Raw genomic sequence first — 15959 nt, 5'->3', positions numbered from 1 at the left:
GATCGATCCCTGAAGCCGTCCCGGCTGCCAGACTGGCGCCATGACGACAGTCTTCACCGGCCGCATCCGTCCGCTCTCGCCGAGCGCAGATGCCGAAGCGGAGGCGATGGCCGTCGACGACGGCACGATCGTCGCCGTCGGGGCGGCGGTTGAGCTTCGCCACCGTTTCCCGGACGCCGAGACCATAGCCCTCGACGGATGGGTCATGCCCGGTCTGATCGAGCCGCACGGGCATCCGGGCTTCTCCGCGATCCTGCTCTCCGACCTCGTGGTCGACCTGCGTCCCGTCGTGATCCCCCAGGCGGAAGGCGTCATCGCGGCGCTCCGAGCGGCGGTCGCGGATGCCGGTGGCGAAGCGGTCTTCGCGAACGGGTGGGATGCGCTGCTGCAGCGCGGACTCCCCGACCCCGACATCCGCTTCCTCGACGAGCTCGCCGGCAGCGTGCCCCTCGTCGTCATCCACAACTCCGGTCACTCGGTGTACTTCAACACTGCGGCCGCGCTCGCCGCGGGCCTCGATCGGAACACCCCCGATCCTGTCGGCGCATCGTTCGGTCGTGACGCCGCGGGGGAGCTCACGGGGGTCGCCCTCGAGGCCGCCGCGGTCGAGCAGGTCGTGGCGCCGATGCTCGCGAAGGCGCAGCAGCACCTCCCCCGGATCCTCCCCGCGCATCTCCACGACCTCGCATCCCGTGGCATCACCACCGTGTCGGACCTGTCGTGGAACCCCGAGCTCAACCCGCTCATCGACGCTCTCCGTGCACAGGGTGCGATGCCGGTACGGCTGCGGTGGTACGAGATGTCCCGCCCCGGCGGAGTCGCGGCCCCGCGCAGTGACGACGATCCCGTGTTCCGCCAGGCAGGGGTGAAGACCTGGTCCGACGGTTCTCCGTGGGTGGGCAACATCGCCACCTCCTTCCCCTACCTCGACACTCCGGCGACCCGCGCCCTAGGCATCGAACCGCATCACATCGGGCAGGCGAACTACACTGCCGAGCAGCTGCGGACGATCGCCGAGCCCTATGCCGCTGCGGGGTGGCAACTTGCCTGTCACGTGCACGGGGACCGCGCGATCGACGCGACGCTCGACGTGTACGAGCAGATCATCCGGCAGCACGACCTCGTCGACCACCGTTTCCGGTTGGAGCACTGCGGCGCCATGTCGCCGGTGCAGTTCGAGCGAGCGGCCGCCCTCGGCGTGACCGTCAGTCTCTTCGTCGACCACATCACGTACTGGGGAGAGGTGCTGGTCGACGACCTCTTCGGTCCGGAGCACGGCGGTGCCTGGGCCGACGCCGGTGCAGCCTTCGCCGCCGGTCATCGGGCGACCTTCCACAACGACGGATGGGTCACCCCCAACGAGCCCTTCCGGAACATGGCCGTGGCCGAGACCCGCACCACGCGCAACGGATACCGGATGCCCGGCGGAACGGCGGTCACGCGCGAGCAGGCCCTCCTCGCGCACACGGTGAACGCGGCGTGGCAACTGTTCAGCGATCATGAGGTCGGCGCCCTCGCCCCCGGCCTCCTGGCCGACTTCATCGTGGTCGACCGCGATCCCCTCACGGTCTCGGCCGAAGGCCTCGCCGAGACGCAGGTGATGGCGACCTATGTGAGCGGCAGCAGGGTCGCCTGACACACGGTCATCGGCGGTCTGCGCCGCCGGATAGTGTGTGAGCCATGGACCTGCGTGTCGCGGCGTACGCGGTCGTCACCGATGACGACGGGCGTCTGCTGCTTGCGCGCTGGACCGAGGGCCGCCGCGTGGCGTGGACGATGCCCGGCGGGGGACTCGAGCCCGGCGAATCGCCCGAGGATGCGGTGCGCCGCGAGCTCCGTGAGGAGACCGGCTACACCGTGAAGGTGGGCGAGCTCCTCGGCATCCACTCCCGGGTCATCCCTGCGGGACGCCGCGTGCAGAAGGCCGCGGATCCGCTGCACACGCTGCGCATCGTCTATCGGGCAGAGGTGACGGGCGGCAAGCTGCGCTTCGAGACCGGGGGTTCGACCGACATGGCCGAGTGGTTCCCTCTGAAGGCCGTGGCCGAGCTGCAGCGCGTCAAGCTCGTCGACATCGCGATGCGGATGGCCGGCCTTCTCTGAGCTCAGCGCTCCTCGGGAACCGAGATGTCGGCGACCGTCGCTCCATAGGCGGCGATGAGGTCGTCCGCGTCGACGAAGAGGCTGTAACCGTGGGCACCCGCGCCCATCGCGATGCGCTGACCGACGATCGACTCGTCGGCGTAGATCGGCCAGTCCGTCGTGCTGCCGATGGGGACGATGGTGCCCCGCTCGTAGCCGGTCGCCTGGAGTGCGAGTTCGGGCTCGGGCAGGCGCAGCTTGTTCACGCCGACCAGGGCGCGCAGCTTCGGCCAGGAGATCGAGCGTCCGCCGGGAACAAGGGCGAACAGGAAGGTGTCGTCCGAACGCTTCACGACGAGCGTCTTCACGATGCCGGACGGCGGGATGCCGAGCAGTTCGGCCGCCTCGAACAGGCTGCCGGCCGCGGGGCGTTCACGGATCTCGATGTCGAGCCCGCGCGCGGCGGCCGCGTCTCGCACCCGCGCATGCCGATCGCCTCCGTCACCAGAGGCGACGGAGGCGGGATCAGACGGGGTCACGCGTCGGGCGCGGCGAGCGGGTCGTCCGCGACCCAGAGCTCATCGTCGGCACGCAGCGCCTGCCATGCGGCGTAGAGCACGCCCACGGCAGCAGCAGCACCGAGGATGATCGCGATGATCGAACCGAGGCCGGGGCCGGACTTCTGCTTCTTGCCGAAGTCGCCGCGACGAGCGGGTGCTGCCACGCCGTGACGCTTGGCGTTCGCGACATCCCAGGCGGTGAGAGCCGAACCGACGACTCCACCCACGATCGGGACGACCTTGTCGTCGACGACGTGCTTGCCGATCTTCACGCCACGGTCGACGACCGGGGCGACACGGCGGTTGTACGTGTCCTGGATGACGGGGACGACCTGCTCGCGATTGATGTTTCCGAGCTGACGTCCGGCCTCGCGGGCGACATCGGCGGCGTGACCGACGAGCACCTGCTGGTTCTCCCAGAGCTGGTTCGCGTCGTTCTGAAGACGACGCAGTTCCTTCTTCCGCTTGCGGCTGAGGCTCACGATGCTCTCCTGTCCATTGGAGTACGGGTTCCCCATCTTGCCACGAGAGGCTGGATACCGGGCGGGAATCGCCCGCCCCTTGCGCCGCTGCCCGATCCGGGGTACGCCGGGCGAACTCACCGAAAGCTCTGCGAGAATGAGGGCATGGCTCACGCTTCCCACGTCGCAACCCTGCACACCAACCACGGTGACATCGTCATCAACCTCTTCGGCGATCACGCACCGAAGACGGTCAAGAACTTCGTCGGCCTCGCCGACGGCACCCAGGAGTGGACCGATCCCGCCACCGGCAAGCCGGGCGAGGGTCCCCTCTACAAGGACGTCATCTTCCACCGCATCATCCCGAACTTCATGATCCAGGGCGGCGACCCGCTCGGACAGGGCGTCGGCGGCCCCGGCTACAACTTCGACGACGAGATCAACATGGAGCTCGACTTCAACAAGCCGTACATCCTCGCGATGGCGAACGCCGGCCTGCGCCGCAACGCCATCACCGGCAAGCCCGAGGGCACCAACGGCTCGCAGTTCTTCATCACCACCGACCCGACCCCGTGGCTCCAGGGCAAGCACACCATCTTCGGCGAGGTCGCCGATGACGCCTCCCGCGCTGTCGTCGACAAGATCGGTGCGGTTCCGACCGGCGGCGGCGACCGTCCGGTCGAGCCCGTCGTGCTGCAGTCGATCGACATCGTCGCGGCCTGACGACAGCTGCGGCCGATCCGGATGACCACGCCTGAGTTCACGAGCAATCGCGACAACTTCTGCTACCGGCATCCGGATCGGCAGAGCTTCGTGCTCTGCCAGCGGTGCATGCGCACCATCTGCCCCGAGTGCCAGACCCAGGCGCCCGTCGGCGTCATCTGCCCGGAGTGCATGAACGCCGAGCGCAAGAACCGCACCCCCGCGCAGAAGAAGGCCCAGCGCCGGTGGGGTGCTCGCAGCGGCGGGACCATGGCGATCGCCCGCAGCGGCAAGCCGATCGTCACGTACGTGCTGCTCGCCGTCACGTCGTTCATCGGCCTGGTGCAGTTGATCCCGGGGATGAACGGGCCGATCACGCAGGCACTCGCCTTCTACGCGCCCTATCTCTATCCGAACCTCTTCGGCGCGGGCTTCGAGCCCTGGCGCCTCCTCTCCGTGCTGTTCGTGCACGGCGGCTTCATCCATCTCGCGCTGAACATGCTCGCCCTGTGGATGCTGGGGCAGAGCCTCGAGCCCATGCTCGGTCGCGCCCGCTTTCTGGCCCTCTATCTGATCAGCGGCCTCGGCGGATCGGTGGCGGTCGCTCTCCTCGCCCCCCTGGACCCGACGGTCGGCGCATCCGGTGCGATCTTCGGAATGCTGGCCTCACTGCTGATCATCGGCCGCCACATCGGCGCGAACGTGACCGGGATCCTCGTGATCCTCGGCATCAACTTCGCCTTCGGCTTCCTCGCCGGCGGCATCTCCTGGCAGGCGCATCTGGGTGGAGCCATCGTCGGCGCCCTGGTCGCCCTCATCTACACCAGGACGAGGCGACGAGACCAGCGCACCTGGCAGATCGTCCTGCTCTCCGCACTCGTCGTCCTGTTGATCGTCATCGTCGCCTTCATCCCGCCGCTGATCCTTTTGTCCTGATCCCGAGTTGTTAACAGGGTTGTTAACCCCTGTGAATAACACCGGTGTAATTCTCCCCAGGCTGTGGAGAGCCTTGTGGATAACTTTCTGCGTGGGACGGCCGCAGGCGGATTCCCTTCGCTCGCAGAGCGGGTCCCTCCCGCTTCGCGGGGCCCTCCCGATGCTCGCTCCGGGAATCTGCCTGCGACCTTCGGTCGGACGGCATCGCGGGCGCACAGCCTGGCGGAGAAACTCGGCTGGCAGGAACGAGAAAGGCCCCTCGCTGGGCGAGGGGCCTTTCGAAGAAGGAGTGGCGTCAGCGCCAGCGCGTGGTCATCAAGAAGCCGATCAGAGCGATGCCGAGGCCGATCGCGAGGTTCCAGTTGTCGAGACCCGGGATCGGGAACTGCATGCCCGAGATGTAGAAGACCAGGATCCACGCGAGGCCGAGGAGCATGAAGCCGATCATCACCGGCTTGAACCACACGGCGTTGGGAGCGGCATCGCCTTCGGCGCGCTCGACAGCGGGTTCTTCGGTGTTACGGTCTCGTGCCATGCCGTCATTGTACCCATGAGACCTGCCATCCGACGAGGCGGCGATCGCAGCGGACGAGCGGGGATGGCGGGCATCCGTTCAGCGTCCCGGGATATGATCGCGCCATGACTGCATCCGTCGTGCCTGGGGGGCGACGCCCGCGGCGGGAGCGACCACGCTCACGCGCGACCTTCGCGAGCGTGCTCGGCGAACTGCTCCTGACCGCGGGAGTGCTCGTTCTGCTCTTCGTCGCGTGGCAGATGTGGATCGGCGACATCATCATCAGTGCCCAGAAGAACGACGAAGGTGCGGCGATCTCGCAGCAGCTCGCGCAGGGTGAGGCCCCCGAGCTTCCCCCCGTCGTCGAGACGGAAGACGGCACCACCGTTTACGTCCCCCCGGTCCCCGCAGCCCCGGCCGACGCCGAGTGGTTCGGACAGATGCACATCCCCCGCTTCGGCGCGGACTACAACTTCGGGATCTACGGCGGAACGAGCCGCGCACGGACCCTCGACCAGAAGGGGATCGGCGTCTACACCGACTCCAAGATGCCCGGCGAGGTCGGCAACTTCTCGATGGCCGGACACCGCACCACCTGGGGCAAGCCCTTCAACCAGCTCGACAAGCTGCAGCTGAACGATGCGATCGTCGTCGAGACGCCCGACGGCTGGTACACATACCGCTTCCGCACGCTCGAATACGTCAAGCCGACGCAGACCGACGTCCTCACCGACGTGCCGCAGATGCCCGAGCAGCAGACCGGCGAGCAGTACATCACGCTCACCGCCTGCTCTCCGCTCTACTCCCTCGCGGAGCGCATCGTCGCCTACGGGGTGTTCGAGAGCTTCCAGCCCCGCGCCGAGGGACTCCCGACCGCGCTGACCGACCCGCCGCCTCCTCCGGCCGCCCCATCGGTGTGACCATGGACACCCACGAGGGAGAACACTGATGTACGCCGCACTCTGGCGCCTGCTGCCCGGCCCGTGGTGGCTGCGCGTCCTCATCCTGATCGTCCTCGTCGCCGCCGTGCTGTACGGACTGTTCTGGTACGTGTTCCCGTGGCTGAGCCCGATCATCGCCCCCGGCGAGGTCGACGTCGAATGACCCGAGTGCTCGTGGTGGACAACCACGACAGCTTCGTGCACACCCTCGTCGGCTACCTCCACGAGCTCGGCGCCGAGACCACGATGGTCGAATCCGACGCGCTCAGCGCCGCCGAGTTCGAGCGGATGCTGTCCGGGTTCGAGGCTCTGCTGCTCTCCCCCGGACCCGGTCGCCCCGCAGACGCCGGAATCTCCGTCGAAGCGGTGCGTATCGCTGCTCGACTGCGGACGCCGACGCTCGGTGTCTGCCTCGGGCATCAGACCATCGGTGAAGCGCTCGGCACCGCGGTCAGTGAGGCACCCGAGCTGATGCACGGGATGGTCTCCGCGGTCACGCACGACGGATCTGCGCTGTTCGCGGGGATCCCGTCGCCGTTCGACGCCGGCCGGTATCACTCCCTGGCGCTCGCGGCGTCCGACCTCCCGCCCGAGATCGTCGTCACGGCCTGGACGGAGAGCGGAACGGTCATGGCGCTCTCGCACCGAGAGCTGCCGCTGCACGGTGTGCAGTTCCACCCGGAGAGCGTGCTCACGGAAGGCGGGTACCGGCTTCTGGCGAATTGGTTGCAGCTCTGCGGCGACACCTATGCCGTGGCTCGATCAGAAAGCCTGCATCCGCTCACTCGCTGACGCCGCAGCGCACGAGGCAGCCTGCGAGAGGCTCACGGCGCTGCGCAGTATCGGAGCTCGACCGGAGACCCGATCGGCACATCGCCCGGCGCGACGGACATCGAGTGCACGGTCGGGGGCTCTGTGGGAGCGCAGTCCGCCTCTTCCACGGGCACCGGCGTCAGACCGAGGTCGGTGAGGTTCGTCGTCGCCGCCTCGACGGTCCAGCCGACGAGGTCGGTCAGCGTGACCTTTCCGCTGGCGACGACGAGGTTGACGACCGTATCCGGAGCCACTTCGGTGTCCGCCGCCTCGCTGGCGGAGATCACGGTTCCCGCGGCGAGACCCTTGTCGTTCTTCTGGATCACCGTGCCGAGTTCGAGGCCGGCGGTCTTCAACGCCTTGGTGGCATCCTCGAGCGCCATGCCTTCGATCTTCGGCACCACCACGGTCTCCAAGCCGGAGGAGACGTGCACGGTGACCGTCGAGCCCTCCTCCACCGAGACTCCCGCCTCGGGGTCGGTGCGGATGACGTTGCCCTCGGTGATCTCGGAACTCGACTCGATCACGATCTTCGCCGTCAGATCGAGCTTGGCGAGGTCGTCCTGCGCGCGCTCGGACGACACGTTCACGAGGTTCGGGATGATGCGCGAGGTGCTCGGCACCTCGGGCGGACGCATGCTGATGGTCACGACCCAGAACAGGACGGACGCGAGCAGCACCGCGAGCAGAGCGACACCGGCCCATATCCAGGCGACCGGAGGGCCGGACTGGGTGCGGGTCATGGTGGTGTCGGAGCTGAGCTGGCGCAGCGACCGCGCCGTCTCCTGCGCCTGCCGCGGACTCGGACCGTAGAGCTCGCTCGTCAGCGCACCCAACTGCTTGCGGGTCGGCGCCGCCCCGGTCACGGCGGCATCCAGTGCGGCGCGGAAGTGCGCGGCATCCGGGTAGCGCTGATACGGATCCTTCGCGAGAGCCCGCAGGACGATCGGGTCGAGTGCGCCCGGTGCGTCCTCGTTCACCTCGGTCGGCGGGATCGGGGTCTCACTGACGTGCTGGTAGGCGACGGCCACCGGCGACTCGCCACGGAACGGCTGGCGGCCGGTGAGCAGTTCGTAGAGCACGACGCCGGTCGAGTACAGGTCGGCGCGGGCATCGACGGGCTCGCCCTTGGCCTGCTCCGGCGAGAAGTAGGCAGCGGTGCCGATGATCTGCGTGGTCTCCGCCACGGTCGACGAGGAGTCGGAGACGGCGCGGGCGATGCCGAAGTCCATCACCTTGACCTGGCCCTTGTCGGTCACCATGACGTTGCCGGGCTTGATGTCGCGGTGCACGACACCCGCGCGGTGCGAGTAGTCGAGCGCCTCGAGGATGCCGTCGACGTAGCGCACCGCGTCTTCGACCGGCACCGGTCCGTCGGCGATGATCTTCTTCAGCAGCGTGCCCTTGACCAGCTCCATCACGATGTACGGGGGCTCGTCGGACGACGGGTCGTTCGACGAGGGGTCACCGGCATCGAAGACGCGGACGATCGACGGATGCGACATGCGGGACGCCGCCTGCGCCTCCAACCGGAAGCGGTTGCGGAAGGCGGTGTCACGAGCCAGCTCGGGGTCGAGGATCTTGATCGCGACCTCACGGCCGAGGGTCAGGTCGTAGCCACGATAGACCTTGGCCATTCCGCCATGCCCGATGAGCTCGTCGACGCGGTATCGACCCGCGATGACTCGTGGCTCTGTGGACACGTACTACCCCCTGGAAAACGACTGCGGCTGAGCTGAATTAAAGGCTACCCTTCGGTGCCGCCGCCGCCGTCACCCTCGCCGGGGTCGGTCGCCGCGACGATCGGAACCGAGAGCGGGGGCGATGCCGACGAGGTGCGCTGGTCGCCACCCGAGCACATGCCCTGGTAGGTGACGATGAGCTGCTGGCCCGCGGCATCCGCCACCTGCACCTGCGTGTTCCGCTGTGTCGGCTGGAAGTTCGGCCCGCCCGACACGAACGTGCCGTTCTGCAGGGAGACGACGTATCCGGAGAGCGTCGTGCCGCTCGGGCATGTGAATCCGGTGCCCCAGGAGATTGTCACCGTGCTGCCGGCGACCGGGTCACCCGTGATGGTCGGGGTGTCGGTCGGGGTCGGCAGGGCTGCGCGCGCGGCGTAGATCGTGAGGGTCATCGGCTGGGTCGTCTCGACGTTGCCGGAGGGGACGACGCGGTACACCGTGCCGACCTTGTCGTCGCTGGGTGCCGGGTCGCCCTCGGGGCAGGTGATCTCGCCCGTGAATTTGGCGTCCTTGAGCGTGGCCGTGGCCGTGCCGCAGTCCATGCCGACCAGGTTCAACGCGGTGACGTCGACGCGGACCACCTCGGGGGGCGGAGGCGTCGACGGCGGTGCGGGCGTCTCCGACTGCGACTGCGACGGAGACGGCGAACCCGACGGCTTGGCGTCAGGGTCACCCTGGTTCATCAGCATCGCCCACACAGCACCGCCGAGCACGATCACCAGCAGCGCGATCAGTGCGATCAGCGGCCAGGTCCACGGGCTCTTCTTCTTCTTCTTCGGCTCCTCCGTGGTCTCCTCGGTGGAGAGCTGAGCGGTGGTGGGAAGGATGCGGGTCGTGCCGTCGTCGCCCGATGCCGTGAGCATGCGGGTCGCGTCGTCGTCGCCGGCGATGCCACCGGTCGCGATCGCGGGAACGGCGATGGCTGCGGAGTTCAGGTCTCCGCGACGCAGGGCCTGTGCTGCACGCGCCACGGTTGCCGATGAAGACGGGCGGTCGCTGGGCTTCTTGGCGATCATCGCCATGACGAGGTTCTGCACCGGGATCGGCACAGTCGGCGGCAGCGGCGGCGGCTGCTCGTTGATCTGCGCCATCGCGATCGCCACCTGCGACTCACCGGTGAACGGACGCTTGCCCGCCAGGCACTCGTACGCGACGATGCCGAGCGAGTAGGTGTCGGTCGCGGGAGAGGCCGGGTGACCCGATGCCTGCTCGGGCGACAGGTATTGCACGGTGCCCATGACCTGTCCGGTCGCCGTCAGCGGCACCTGGTCGGCGATGCGGGCGATGCCGAAGTCGGTGATCTTGACGCGGCCGTCGGGCGTGATCAGCAGGTTGCCCGGCTTGATATCGCGGTGCACGAGACCGGCCGCATGCGCGGCCTGCAGGGCGGATGCCGTCTGGGCCACGATGTCGAGCGTCTTGTCGGCGCTGAGCGCACCGTCGCGCTCGAGCACGGTCGACAGAGCTTCGCCGGGCACGAGCTCCATGACGAGGTAGGCGCTGCCGTTCTCCTCGCCGTAGTCGAACACGCTGGCGATGCCCTCATGGTTCACGAGAGCGGCGTGACGTGCCTCAGCACGGAAACGCTCGAGGAACCCGGGGTCCCCCATGTACTCGTCCTTGAGGATCTTGATCGCGACGGTACGCCCGATGACGTGATCCGTCGCTTCCCACACCTCGCCCATGCCACCGATCGCGATACGCGACTGCAGCTCGTAACGACCACCGAACGACACACCCTGCGTCGGCCTCATCTGCCCAGCACCGCCTCTATGACCTTCTTCGCAATCGGAGCGGCGATGGTGTCGCCGCTGCCTGATTGTCCCTGTCCGCCGCCGTCTTCGACGACGACCGCTACTGCGACCGCGGGGTCGTCCGCCGGCGCGAAGCCGGTGAACCACAACGTGTGCGGCCTGTTTCCGTTCTCTGCGGTGCCCGTCTTACCGGCCACGTCGATCCCGTCTATTCTTGCACCCTGGGCTGCGCCCGTAGCGACGCTGGCCACCATCGACGCGGTCACGTCGTCGGCGACATCGGCCTCCATCGCACGGCCGAACTCGCTGTCCTGGAAGGCCTCGATGACCGACAGATCGTTCCCGATCACGGCATCCACCATCCGGGGGTTCATCACGACGCCGTCGTTCGCGAGACCGGCCGACACCATGGCCATCTGCAGGGGGGTCGCGGTGACCTTGCCCTGACCGAATCCGGTGAGTGCGGTCTGCGCGTCGTCGAGGGCGCGGGGGTAGCTCGAGGGGGTCGATTCCAGAGGCGTCTCGAAGGATCGGTTGAAACCGAGCTTGTCGGCCATCTCGCGGATCGTGTCGTCGCCGAGCTCGACGGCGAGCTCCGCCATCGGGATGTTGCAGCTGAGCCGGATGGCCTCGGCGATCGTGACCGTGGCTCCGGGACCGCACTTGCCGCCCCAGGCGTTCGACACGCGATTGGAGGACCCGGGGAGGGTGTACGACACCGGGTTCGGCAGGGTGGACTGCGGAGTCCAGTTCCCGCTGGCGTAGGCGGCCGCCGCGACGACCACCTTGAAGGTCGAGCCCGGCGGGTTGAGGTCGCCGGCGATCGCCCGATTGGAAAGCGGCTTTCCGGGGTCTGCGGCGAGCTGATCGTAGGTGGCATTCGCCGCATCCGCGTCGTGCGTCGCCATCTGATTCGTGTCGAAACCGGGGGTGGAGACCATCGCGAGGATGCGTCCAGTCTTCGGCTCCATCGCGACCACGGCGCCTTGGAGTCCGCCGAGGGCCTCGTAGGCGGCGCGCTGGGCCGCCGTGTTCAGCGACAGCTCGACGCTGTAACCGCGCTGCGGCTGGCCCGAGATGATGCGCTCGACCTCGGCGAGCAGCGCGTTCGCGCCGGTACCGGAGAGTTCCGCGTTCATGGCGCGTTCGATGCCGGTTCGCGAGTCGAGAGCGGCGTTGAAGTAGCCGGTCACCGGCTCCCACATCGCGGCATCCGTGTAGACGCGCTGGAACTGGTACCTGTCGTCGCTGGGCACCGAGTTGGCGATGGTGGCGCCGTCGACGATGATCGCGCCGCGCTGGATCTCGTAGCTGTCCAGGCGGGTGCGCTGGTTGTTGCTGTTCTGGGCGAGAGTGTCGGCCTCGACGACCTGGATCCAGCTGGTCGCTGCGAACAGCGCGATGAACATGAACAGCATGATGATGCTGAGACGGCGGAGCTCTCGGGTCATCCGATCACGACCCTCGGTTGGCGGCGGACGCCGTCGGAGATGCGCAGCAGCAGCGCCACGATGAGCCAGTTGGCCACGAGCGAGGATCCGCCGGCGGCGAGGAACGGTGTGGTCAGGCCCGTCAGCGGGATCAGACGGGTGACGCCGCCGACCATGATGAACACCTGCAGCGCGATGGTGAACGAGAGGCCGGTGGCGAGCAGCCGTCCGAAGTCGTCCTGACCGGCGAGGCCGATGCGCATGCCGCGACTGACGAACACCATGTAGAGGCAGAGGATCGCGAACAGCCCGATCAGGCCCAGCTCTTCACCGAGGCTGGTGATGATGTAGTCGCTGTGGGCGAGCGGGGTGACCTCCGGTCGACCCTGGCCCCAGCCGGTACCGATGAGTCCGCCGCGGGCGAGCCCGAACAGGCCCTGCATGGGCTGATAGCCTGCGCCGTCGGGGTCGACTTGGTTCGGATCGAACAGGAACAGCCAGTTGATGAAGCGGCCCTGCACGTAGCTGAGGATCTGCGTCGCGAGCGCGACGCCGGCGACCACGAGGGCCAGGCCGATGAGGACCCAGCTGGTCTTTCCCGTCGCGACGTAGAGCATCGCGACGAACATGCCGAAGATCAGGGTTCCGGTGCCGAGGTCGCGCTGGAAGACGATGATCCCGAGCGAGATGAGCCAGACCACGAGCACCGGCCCCAGCTCCCGCATGCGGGGCCAGGTGATGCCGAGGACTCGTTTTCCGACCGAGGTGAGGCTCTCGCGGGTGCGCACGAGGTATCCGGCGAAGAAGATCGCCAGGCAGATCTTGGCGAGCTCGCCCGGCTGGAAGGCGAAGGCGCCGCCGAGCGACACCCAGACGGCTGCGTTCGCGTCGGGGATGCGCAGCCCGGGAACGAACGGCAGCAGCAGGAGCAGGATTCCGGCGAGGCCGAAGATGTAGGTGTACCGGAACAGGATGCGGTAGTTGCGCAGCAGGATCACGACCGCGATGGCGCCCGCGAGGGAGATCGCGGTCCAGGCCAGCTGCTTGGTCGAGTACGCGTCCCAGCCGGTGTTCTTGAAGGCGATGTCGATGCGGTAGATCATCGCGATGCCGAGGCCGCTGAGCAGCGTCGCGATCGGGACGACGAACGGATCCGCATCGGCGGCGACGAAACGCAGCACGATGTGCAGGGCGAAGGCGAGCGCCGCGAGGCCTCCACCGATCGCGAGGATCATCGGGTCGATCACGCCGAGCGCACCCAGCTGCACGAGGGTGAGCGCGGCGCCGCTGATCACACACGCGAACAGCAGCAGCCAGAACTCGCGGTTGCGCTGCGTCTGCGGCATCCGGAGACGCTTGAGAGCCTTGATGACCGTGGTGTCGGCCTGCACGTCGGTGCTCATCCCTCACCCCCCGCGGGGGTCTGGGAGGGCGCCGGGGTGGGCAGCGGTGTCGGCAGCGGGGTCTGCTCGATCACGTTCGCGTCGGCGCCCGCCCGCAGGCGATCGACGATCGCCATCGCGTCGGAGAGCGAGCGCGCGTTGATCGTGCGCTCGACGGACGCCCGCTGATACTCCGGGAGGTTCGCGAGGAGGATGTCGGTGTCCTCGATCGGGGTCGACAGCGTGATCGGGCCGATGTTCTGCTGCACGCCCTGGAAGATCACGACGCTGTCGTCGTCGGCGCCGATGAAGTAGCGCGTCTGGGTCCAGCTGTAGGCGGCGAAGGCGGCGACCACGAGCATCGCGACGACGAGGAGCGCGGCGGCGATCCAACCCACGCGGCGGCGCTTCGCGCGACGACGATCCTCTTCGATGAGCTCTTCGAGGTACTCGGGGGCGGGCTCGAAGTGGCTGGGCTCGTTCGCGGCCTGCCGCACCGGGTGCAGCCAGTTCCCGCGCGGCGGGCGCACCGGCGGCACGTAGACGCCGTCGGGGTTCGACGCCGAGCCCACGATCGTGGGGGTGCCGGAGTGGATCGGATGCTGCCCGCCGACGTCGACGAGCACGATCGTGACGTTGTCGGGAGCGCCTCCGTCGAGCGCCTGCTTGAGGAGGTAGTCCGCTGTGCGACCGGGGGCGACACCGAGCTGCATCGCCTTGAGGATGCGAGTCTCGTCGACCACCCCGGAGAGGCCGTCCGAGCACAGCAGCCAGCGGTCGCCGGGCTGCGTGTGCATGACGAACATGTCGAGCTCGGGGTCGGCGTCCATGTCGCTGAGGACGCGCATGAGGACGGATCGGCGCGGGTGGTAGCGCGCCTCCTCCGGGGTGATGCGACCGGAGTCGACCAGGCGCTGCACGAAGGTGTGGTCGGCGGTGATCTGAGTCAGTGCGTCGTCGCGGTACAGGTAGATGCGCGAGTCGCCGATGTGGCCGATGACCGCGTACTCGTCGACCATGATGATCGCGCTGACCGTGGTGCCGAGGCCGGCGAGTTCGGGGCGCTCCTTGGCGGCGCGGATGAGATCGCCCGCGGCGGTCGTCGCGGCGGCCTGCAGCGAGGCCTGCGCGTCTTCGACCGAGGAGTAGCCCTGGTCGAGGGGCTGCAGCCGCTGGATCGCGATGCTCGAGGCGACGTCTCCACCGGCGTGGCCGCCCATGCCGTCGGCGACGGCGAACAGGTTCGCTCCGGAATACCCGGAGTCCTGGTTGTTGGAGCGGATCTTCCCGGTGTGGGAGATCGCGACGCTCGAGCCTTCGAAGACCATGCCGGGGTCAGGCTCGCAGCTCGAAGGTCGTGGCGCCCACCTTGATGGGGGTTCCGAGCGAGAGGGCGACCGGTGAGCCCGACACGCGCTGGCCCGCGACGAAGGTGCCGTTGGTGGAGTCGAGGTCCTGGATCGCCCAGCTGTCTCCGCGCAGCATCAGGCGGGCGTGGTGGCTGGACGTGTAGTCGTCACGAATCACGAGCGCCGATTCGCTGGAGCGGCCGATCGTGAGCGAGTCGGCGCTGAGCGGCAGCTCGAGGCCGGCCTTCGGGCCGGAGGTGATGACCAGGCGCTTGGCCGTGGCGACGGTGGCCGGTCCGGTCGAGGGGCGTGCGGAGGCCGGCCTCGCCGCCGGCGCCGCTGCCGGTGCTGCCGCGGGAGCGGATGCGCCGGCGGTCGCCTCGGCGGGGAGCTTGCGCACGCGGACGCCGAAGAGGTCGGCGCGGAGCGAGTACACGACGCCGAACACGAAGAACCACATCAGGACGAGGAACCCGATGCGGAGCAGGAGGAGGATCAGTTCACTCAACCGAGGGCTCCGAACGCTCGGGTGGCGTCGTCGCCGCGCGGGGCAGGACGCGACGGGCTGGCCACGGGGACGATCCGGAACACCAGGTCGGTGCGGCCGATGGTGATGGTGGTGTCGGTGGGGAGGGCGGCTTCGCGGAGCTTCTGGCCGTTCACCTTCGTGCCGTTCGTGGAACCGAGGTCGCGCATCATGGCGCGCTCGCCGTCCCACAGGATCTCGGCGTGCTTGCGGCTGGAACCGGCGTCCGCGATCGTGATGTCGGCGTCCGTCCCTCGGCCGATGACCGTGCGGGCGCGATTGATCGCGTGGCGACGGCCGTCGACGTCGACCACGGCCTGCCAGCTCACGCGGCCCTCGACCGTGCCGGAGTTCACGCGCACGGTTCCCGTCGCGACCTTCTCATCGGCTTCGAGGTTGATCGACAGCGCGCCGGAGAAGCTGTACCCCTGAGCCTTGGCGTGCTTGGTCAGCAGCGCGAGCAGCTCATCGGTGAGGGCACCGCCGAGCCCGCGCATCCGCTCCGCGTCGTCCGGGCTGAGACGCACGACGAAACTGTTGGGTGCGATGATGCGATCGCGGCTCACGACCGCCGCCTTCGTATCGGCCTCGCGGCGGAGCGCCGAAGCGATCTCCACCGGCTGAATGCCGCTGCGGAAGGTCTTCGCGAACGCGCTGTTAACTGCGCGCTCGAGACCCTTCTCAAAGCTGTCAAGTAGTCCCACTGGGCTCCTCTGGCATGCCGACCGGTAGACACATCGTAGCCAGGTGACCTGGGGGAACGCCGC

17 protein-coding genes are annotated in these 15959 nt (G+C 68.3%); 7 read left to right on the top strand and 10 right to left on the bottom strand.

Annotated features, from left to right (window positions below):
• Window positions 1-40: 40 nt before the first annotated feature.
• Both AC6CHX_RS07535 and AC6CHX_RS07530 read left to right on the top strand, forming a co-directional pair.
• On the top strand, window positions 41-1636 hold the full coding sequence (locus tag AC6CHX_RS07535; protein WP_498272293.1) for an amidohydrolase: 1596 nt from the start codon (window positions 41-43) through the stop codon (window positions 1634-1636).
• A gap of 44 nt (window positions 1637-1680) precedes the next feature.
• Window positions 1681-2103, top strand: a complete 423-nt coding sequence (locus AC6CHX_RS07530; protein ID WP_136042575.1) for an NUDIX hydrolase — start codon at window positions 1681-1683, stop codon at window positions 2101-2103.
• A gap of 2 nt (window positions 2104-2105) precedes the next feature.
• Here the strand turns inward: AC6CHX_RS07530 and AC6CHX_RS07525 are convergent, their stop codons facing one another.
• Window positions 2106-2561, bottom strand: coding sequence for an aminoacyl-tRNA deacylase (locus AC6CHX_RS07525; RefSeq protein ID WP_498272292.1), 456 nt, complete (start codon window positions 2559-2561; stop codon window positions 2106-2108).
• A 56-nt stretch (window positions 2562-2617) separates the two neighbouring features.
• Window positions 2618-3124, bottom strand: a complete 507-nt coding sequence (locus tag AC6CHX_RS07520; RefSeq protein ID WP_498272291.1) for a DNA helicase — start codon at window positions 3122-3124, stop codon at window positions 2618-2620.
• 144 nt (window positions 3125-3268) lie between these two features.
• Between AC6CHX_RS07520 and AC6CHX_RS07515 the strand changes: the two genes are divergently transcribed.
• Both AC6CHX_RS07515 and AC6CHX_RS07510 read left to right on the top strand, forming a co-directional pair.
• Window positions 3269-3826 carry a peptidylprolyl isomerase gene (locus AC6CHX_RS07515; RefSeq protein WP_376101760.1) on the top strand — a complete coding sequence of 186 codons (558 nt, stop codon included), beginning with the start codon at window positions 3269-3271 and terminating at the stop codon, window positions 3824-3826.
• A gap of 21 nt (window positions 3827-3847) precedes the next feature.
• A complete protein-coding gene (locus tag AC6CHX_RS07510) occupies window positions 3848-4741 on the top strand; it encodes a rhomboid family intramembrane serine protease (RefSeq protein ID WP_498272290.1) in 894 nt (297 codons plus the stop codon).
• Window positions 4742-5036: 295 nt separating this feature from the next.
• Here AC6CHX_RS07510 and AC6CHX_RS07505 read toward each other — a convergent pair whose 3' ends face one another.
• Window positions 5037-5276 (bottom strand): cell division protein CrgA, encoded by a 240-nt coding sequence (locus tag AC6CHX_RS07505; RefSeq protein WP_136042579.1) that lies wholly within the window; start codon window positions 5274-5276, stop codon window positions 5037-5039.
• A gap of 104 nt (window positions 5277-5380) precedes the next feature.
• On the opposite strand from AC6CHX_RS07505, the gene AC6CHX_RS07500 reads away from it, so the two are divergent.
• Genes AC6CHX_RS07500 through AC6CHX_RS07490 form a run of 3 tightly spaced genes read left to right on the top strand, consistent with a single transcriptional unit; the run spans window position 5381 to window position 6988 of the window.
• A complete protein-coding gene (locus tag AC6CHX_RS07500; protein ID WP_498272289.1) occupies window positions 5381-6175 on the top strand; it encodes a class E sortase in 795 nt (264 codons plus the stop codon).
• Between the two features lie 28 nt (window positions 6176-6203).
• Complete coding sequence (locus tag AC6CHX_RS07495; RefSeq protein WP_136042581.1) at window positions 6204-6359, top strand: DUF4175 domain-containing protein; 156 nt, start codon at window positions 6204-6206, stop codon at window positions 6357-6359.
• Window positions 6356-6988 carry an anthranilate synthase component II gene (locus tag AC6CHX_RS07490; RefSeq protein WP_498272288.1) on the top strand — a complete coding sequence of 211 codons (633 nt, stop codon included), beginning with the start codon at window positions 6356-6358 and terminating at the stop codon, window positions 6986-6988. Before AC6CHX_RS07495 ends, AC6CHX_RS07490 begins: the two co-directional genes overlap by 4 nt.
• A 32-nt stretch (window positions 6989-7020) precedes the next feature.
• Here the strand turns inward: AC6CHX_RS07490 and pknB are convergent, their stop codons facing one another.
• From pknB to AC6CHX_RS07455, 7 genes are read right to left on the bottom strand one after another with little or no spacing between them, the layout of a single operon-like run.
• Window positions 7021-8712, bottom strand: a complete 1692-nt coding sequence (gene pknB / locus AC6CHX_RS07485; protein ID WP_498272287.1) for a Stk1 family PASTA domain-containing Ser/Thr kinase — start codon at window positions 8710-8712, stop codon at window positions 7021-7023.
• Window positions 8713-8756: 44 nt separating this feature from the next.
• Window positions 8757-10505, bottom strand: coding sequence for a protein kinase domain-containing protein (locus AC6CHX_RS07480; protein WP_498272286.1), 1749 nt, complete (start codon window positions 10503-10505; stop codon window positions 8757-8759).
• Window positions 10502-11956 (bottom strand): penicillin-binding transpeptidase domain-containing protein, encoded by a 1455-nt coding sequence (locus AC6CHX_RS07475; RefSeq protein ID WP_136042584.1) that lies wholly within the window; start codon window positions 11954-11956, stop codon window positions 10502-10504. The genes AC6CHX_RS07480 and AC6CHX_RS07475 overlap by 4 nt, the downstream gene beginning before the upstream one ends.
• The gene (locus tag AC6CHX_RS07470) at window positions 11953-13338 is read right to left on the bottom strand and encodes an FtsW/RodA/SpoVE family cell cycle protein (RefSeq protein WP_136042585.1); all 1386 of its coding nucleotides are present in this window, start codon (window positions 13336-13338) and stop codon (window positions 11953-11955) included. The genes AC6CHX_RS07475 and AC6CHX_RS07470 overlap by 4 nt, the downstream gene beginning before the upstream one ends.
• Window positions 13335-14645 carry a PP2C family protein-serine/threonine phosphatase gene (locus AC6CHX_RS07465; protein ID WP_498272285.1) on the bottom strand — a complete coding sequence of 437 codons (1311 nt, stop codon included), beginning with the start codon at window positions 14643-14645 and terminating at the stop codon, window positions 13335-13337. Before AC6CHX_RS07465 ends, AC6CHX_RS07470 begins: the two co-directional genes overlap by 4 nt.
• 7 nt (window positions 14646-14652) lie before the next feature.
• Window positions 14653-15174 (bottom strand): FHA domain-containing protein FhaB/FipA, encoded by a 522-nt coding sequence (locus AC6CHX_RS07460; RefSeq protein WP_136042587.1) that lies wholly within the window; start codon window positions 15172-15174, stop codon window positions 14653-14655.
• Entirely contained in the window at window positions 15171-15896 is a 726-nt protein-coding gene (locus AC6CHX_RS07455) for an FHA domain-containing protein (RefSeq protein ID WP_136057570.1), read from the bottom strand. Before AC6CHX_RS07455 ends, AC6CHX_RS07460 begins: the two co-directional genes overlap by 4 nt.
• Window positions 15897-15959: the final 63 nt, after the last annotated feature.

The sequence above is a fragment of the Microbacterium sp. GQ128 genome (assembly GCF_059758615.1).
Note: the sequence above shows the minus strand (reverse complement) of the source record. Positions and strands in the feature narration are given on the sequence as shown.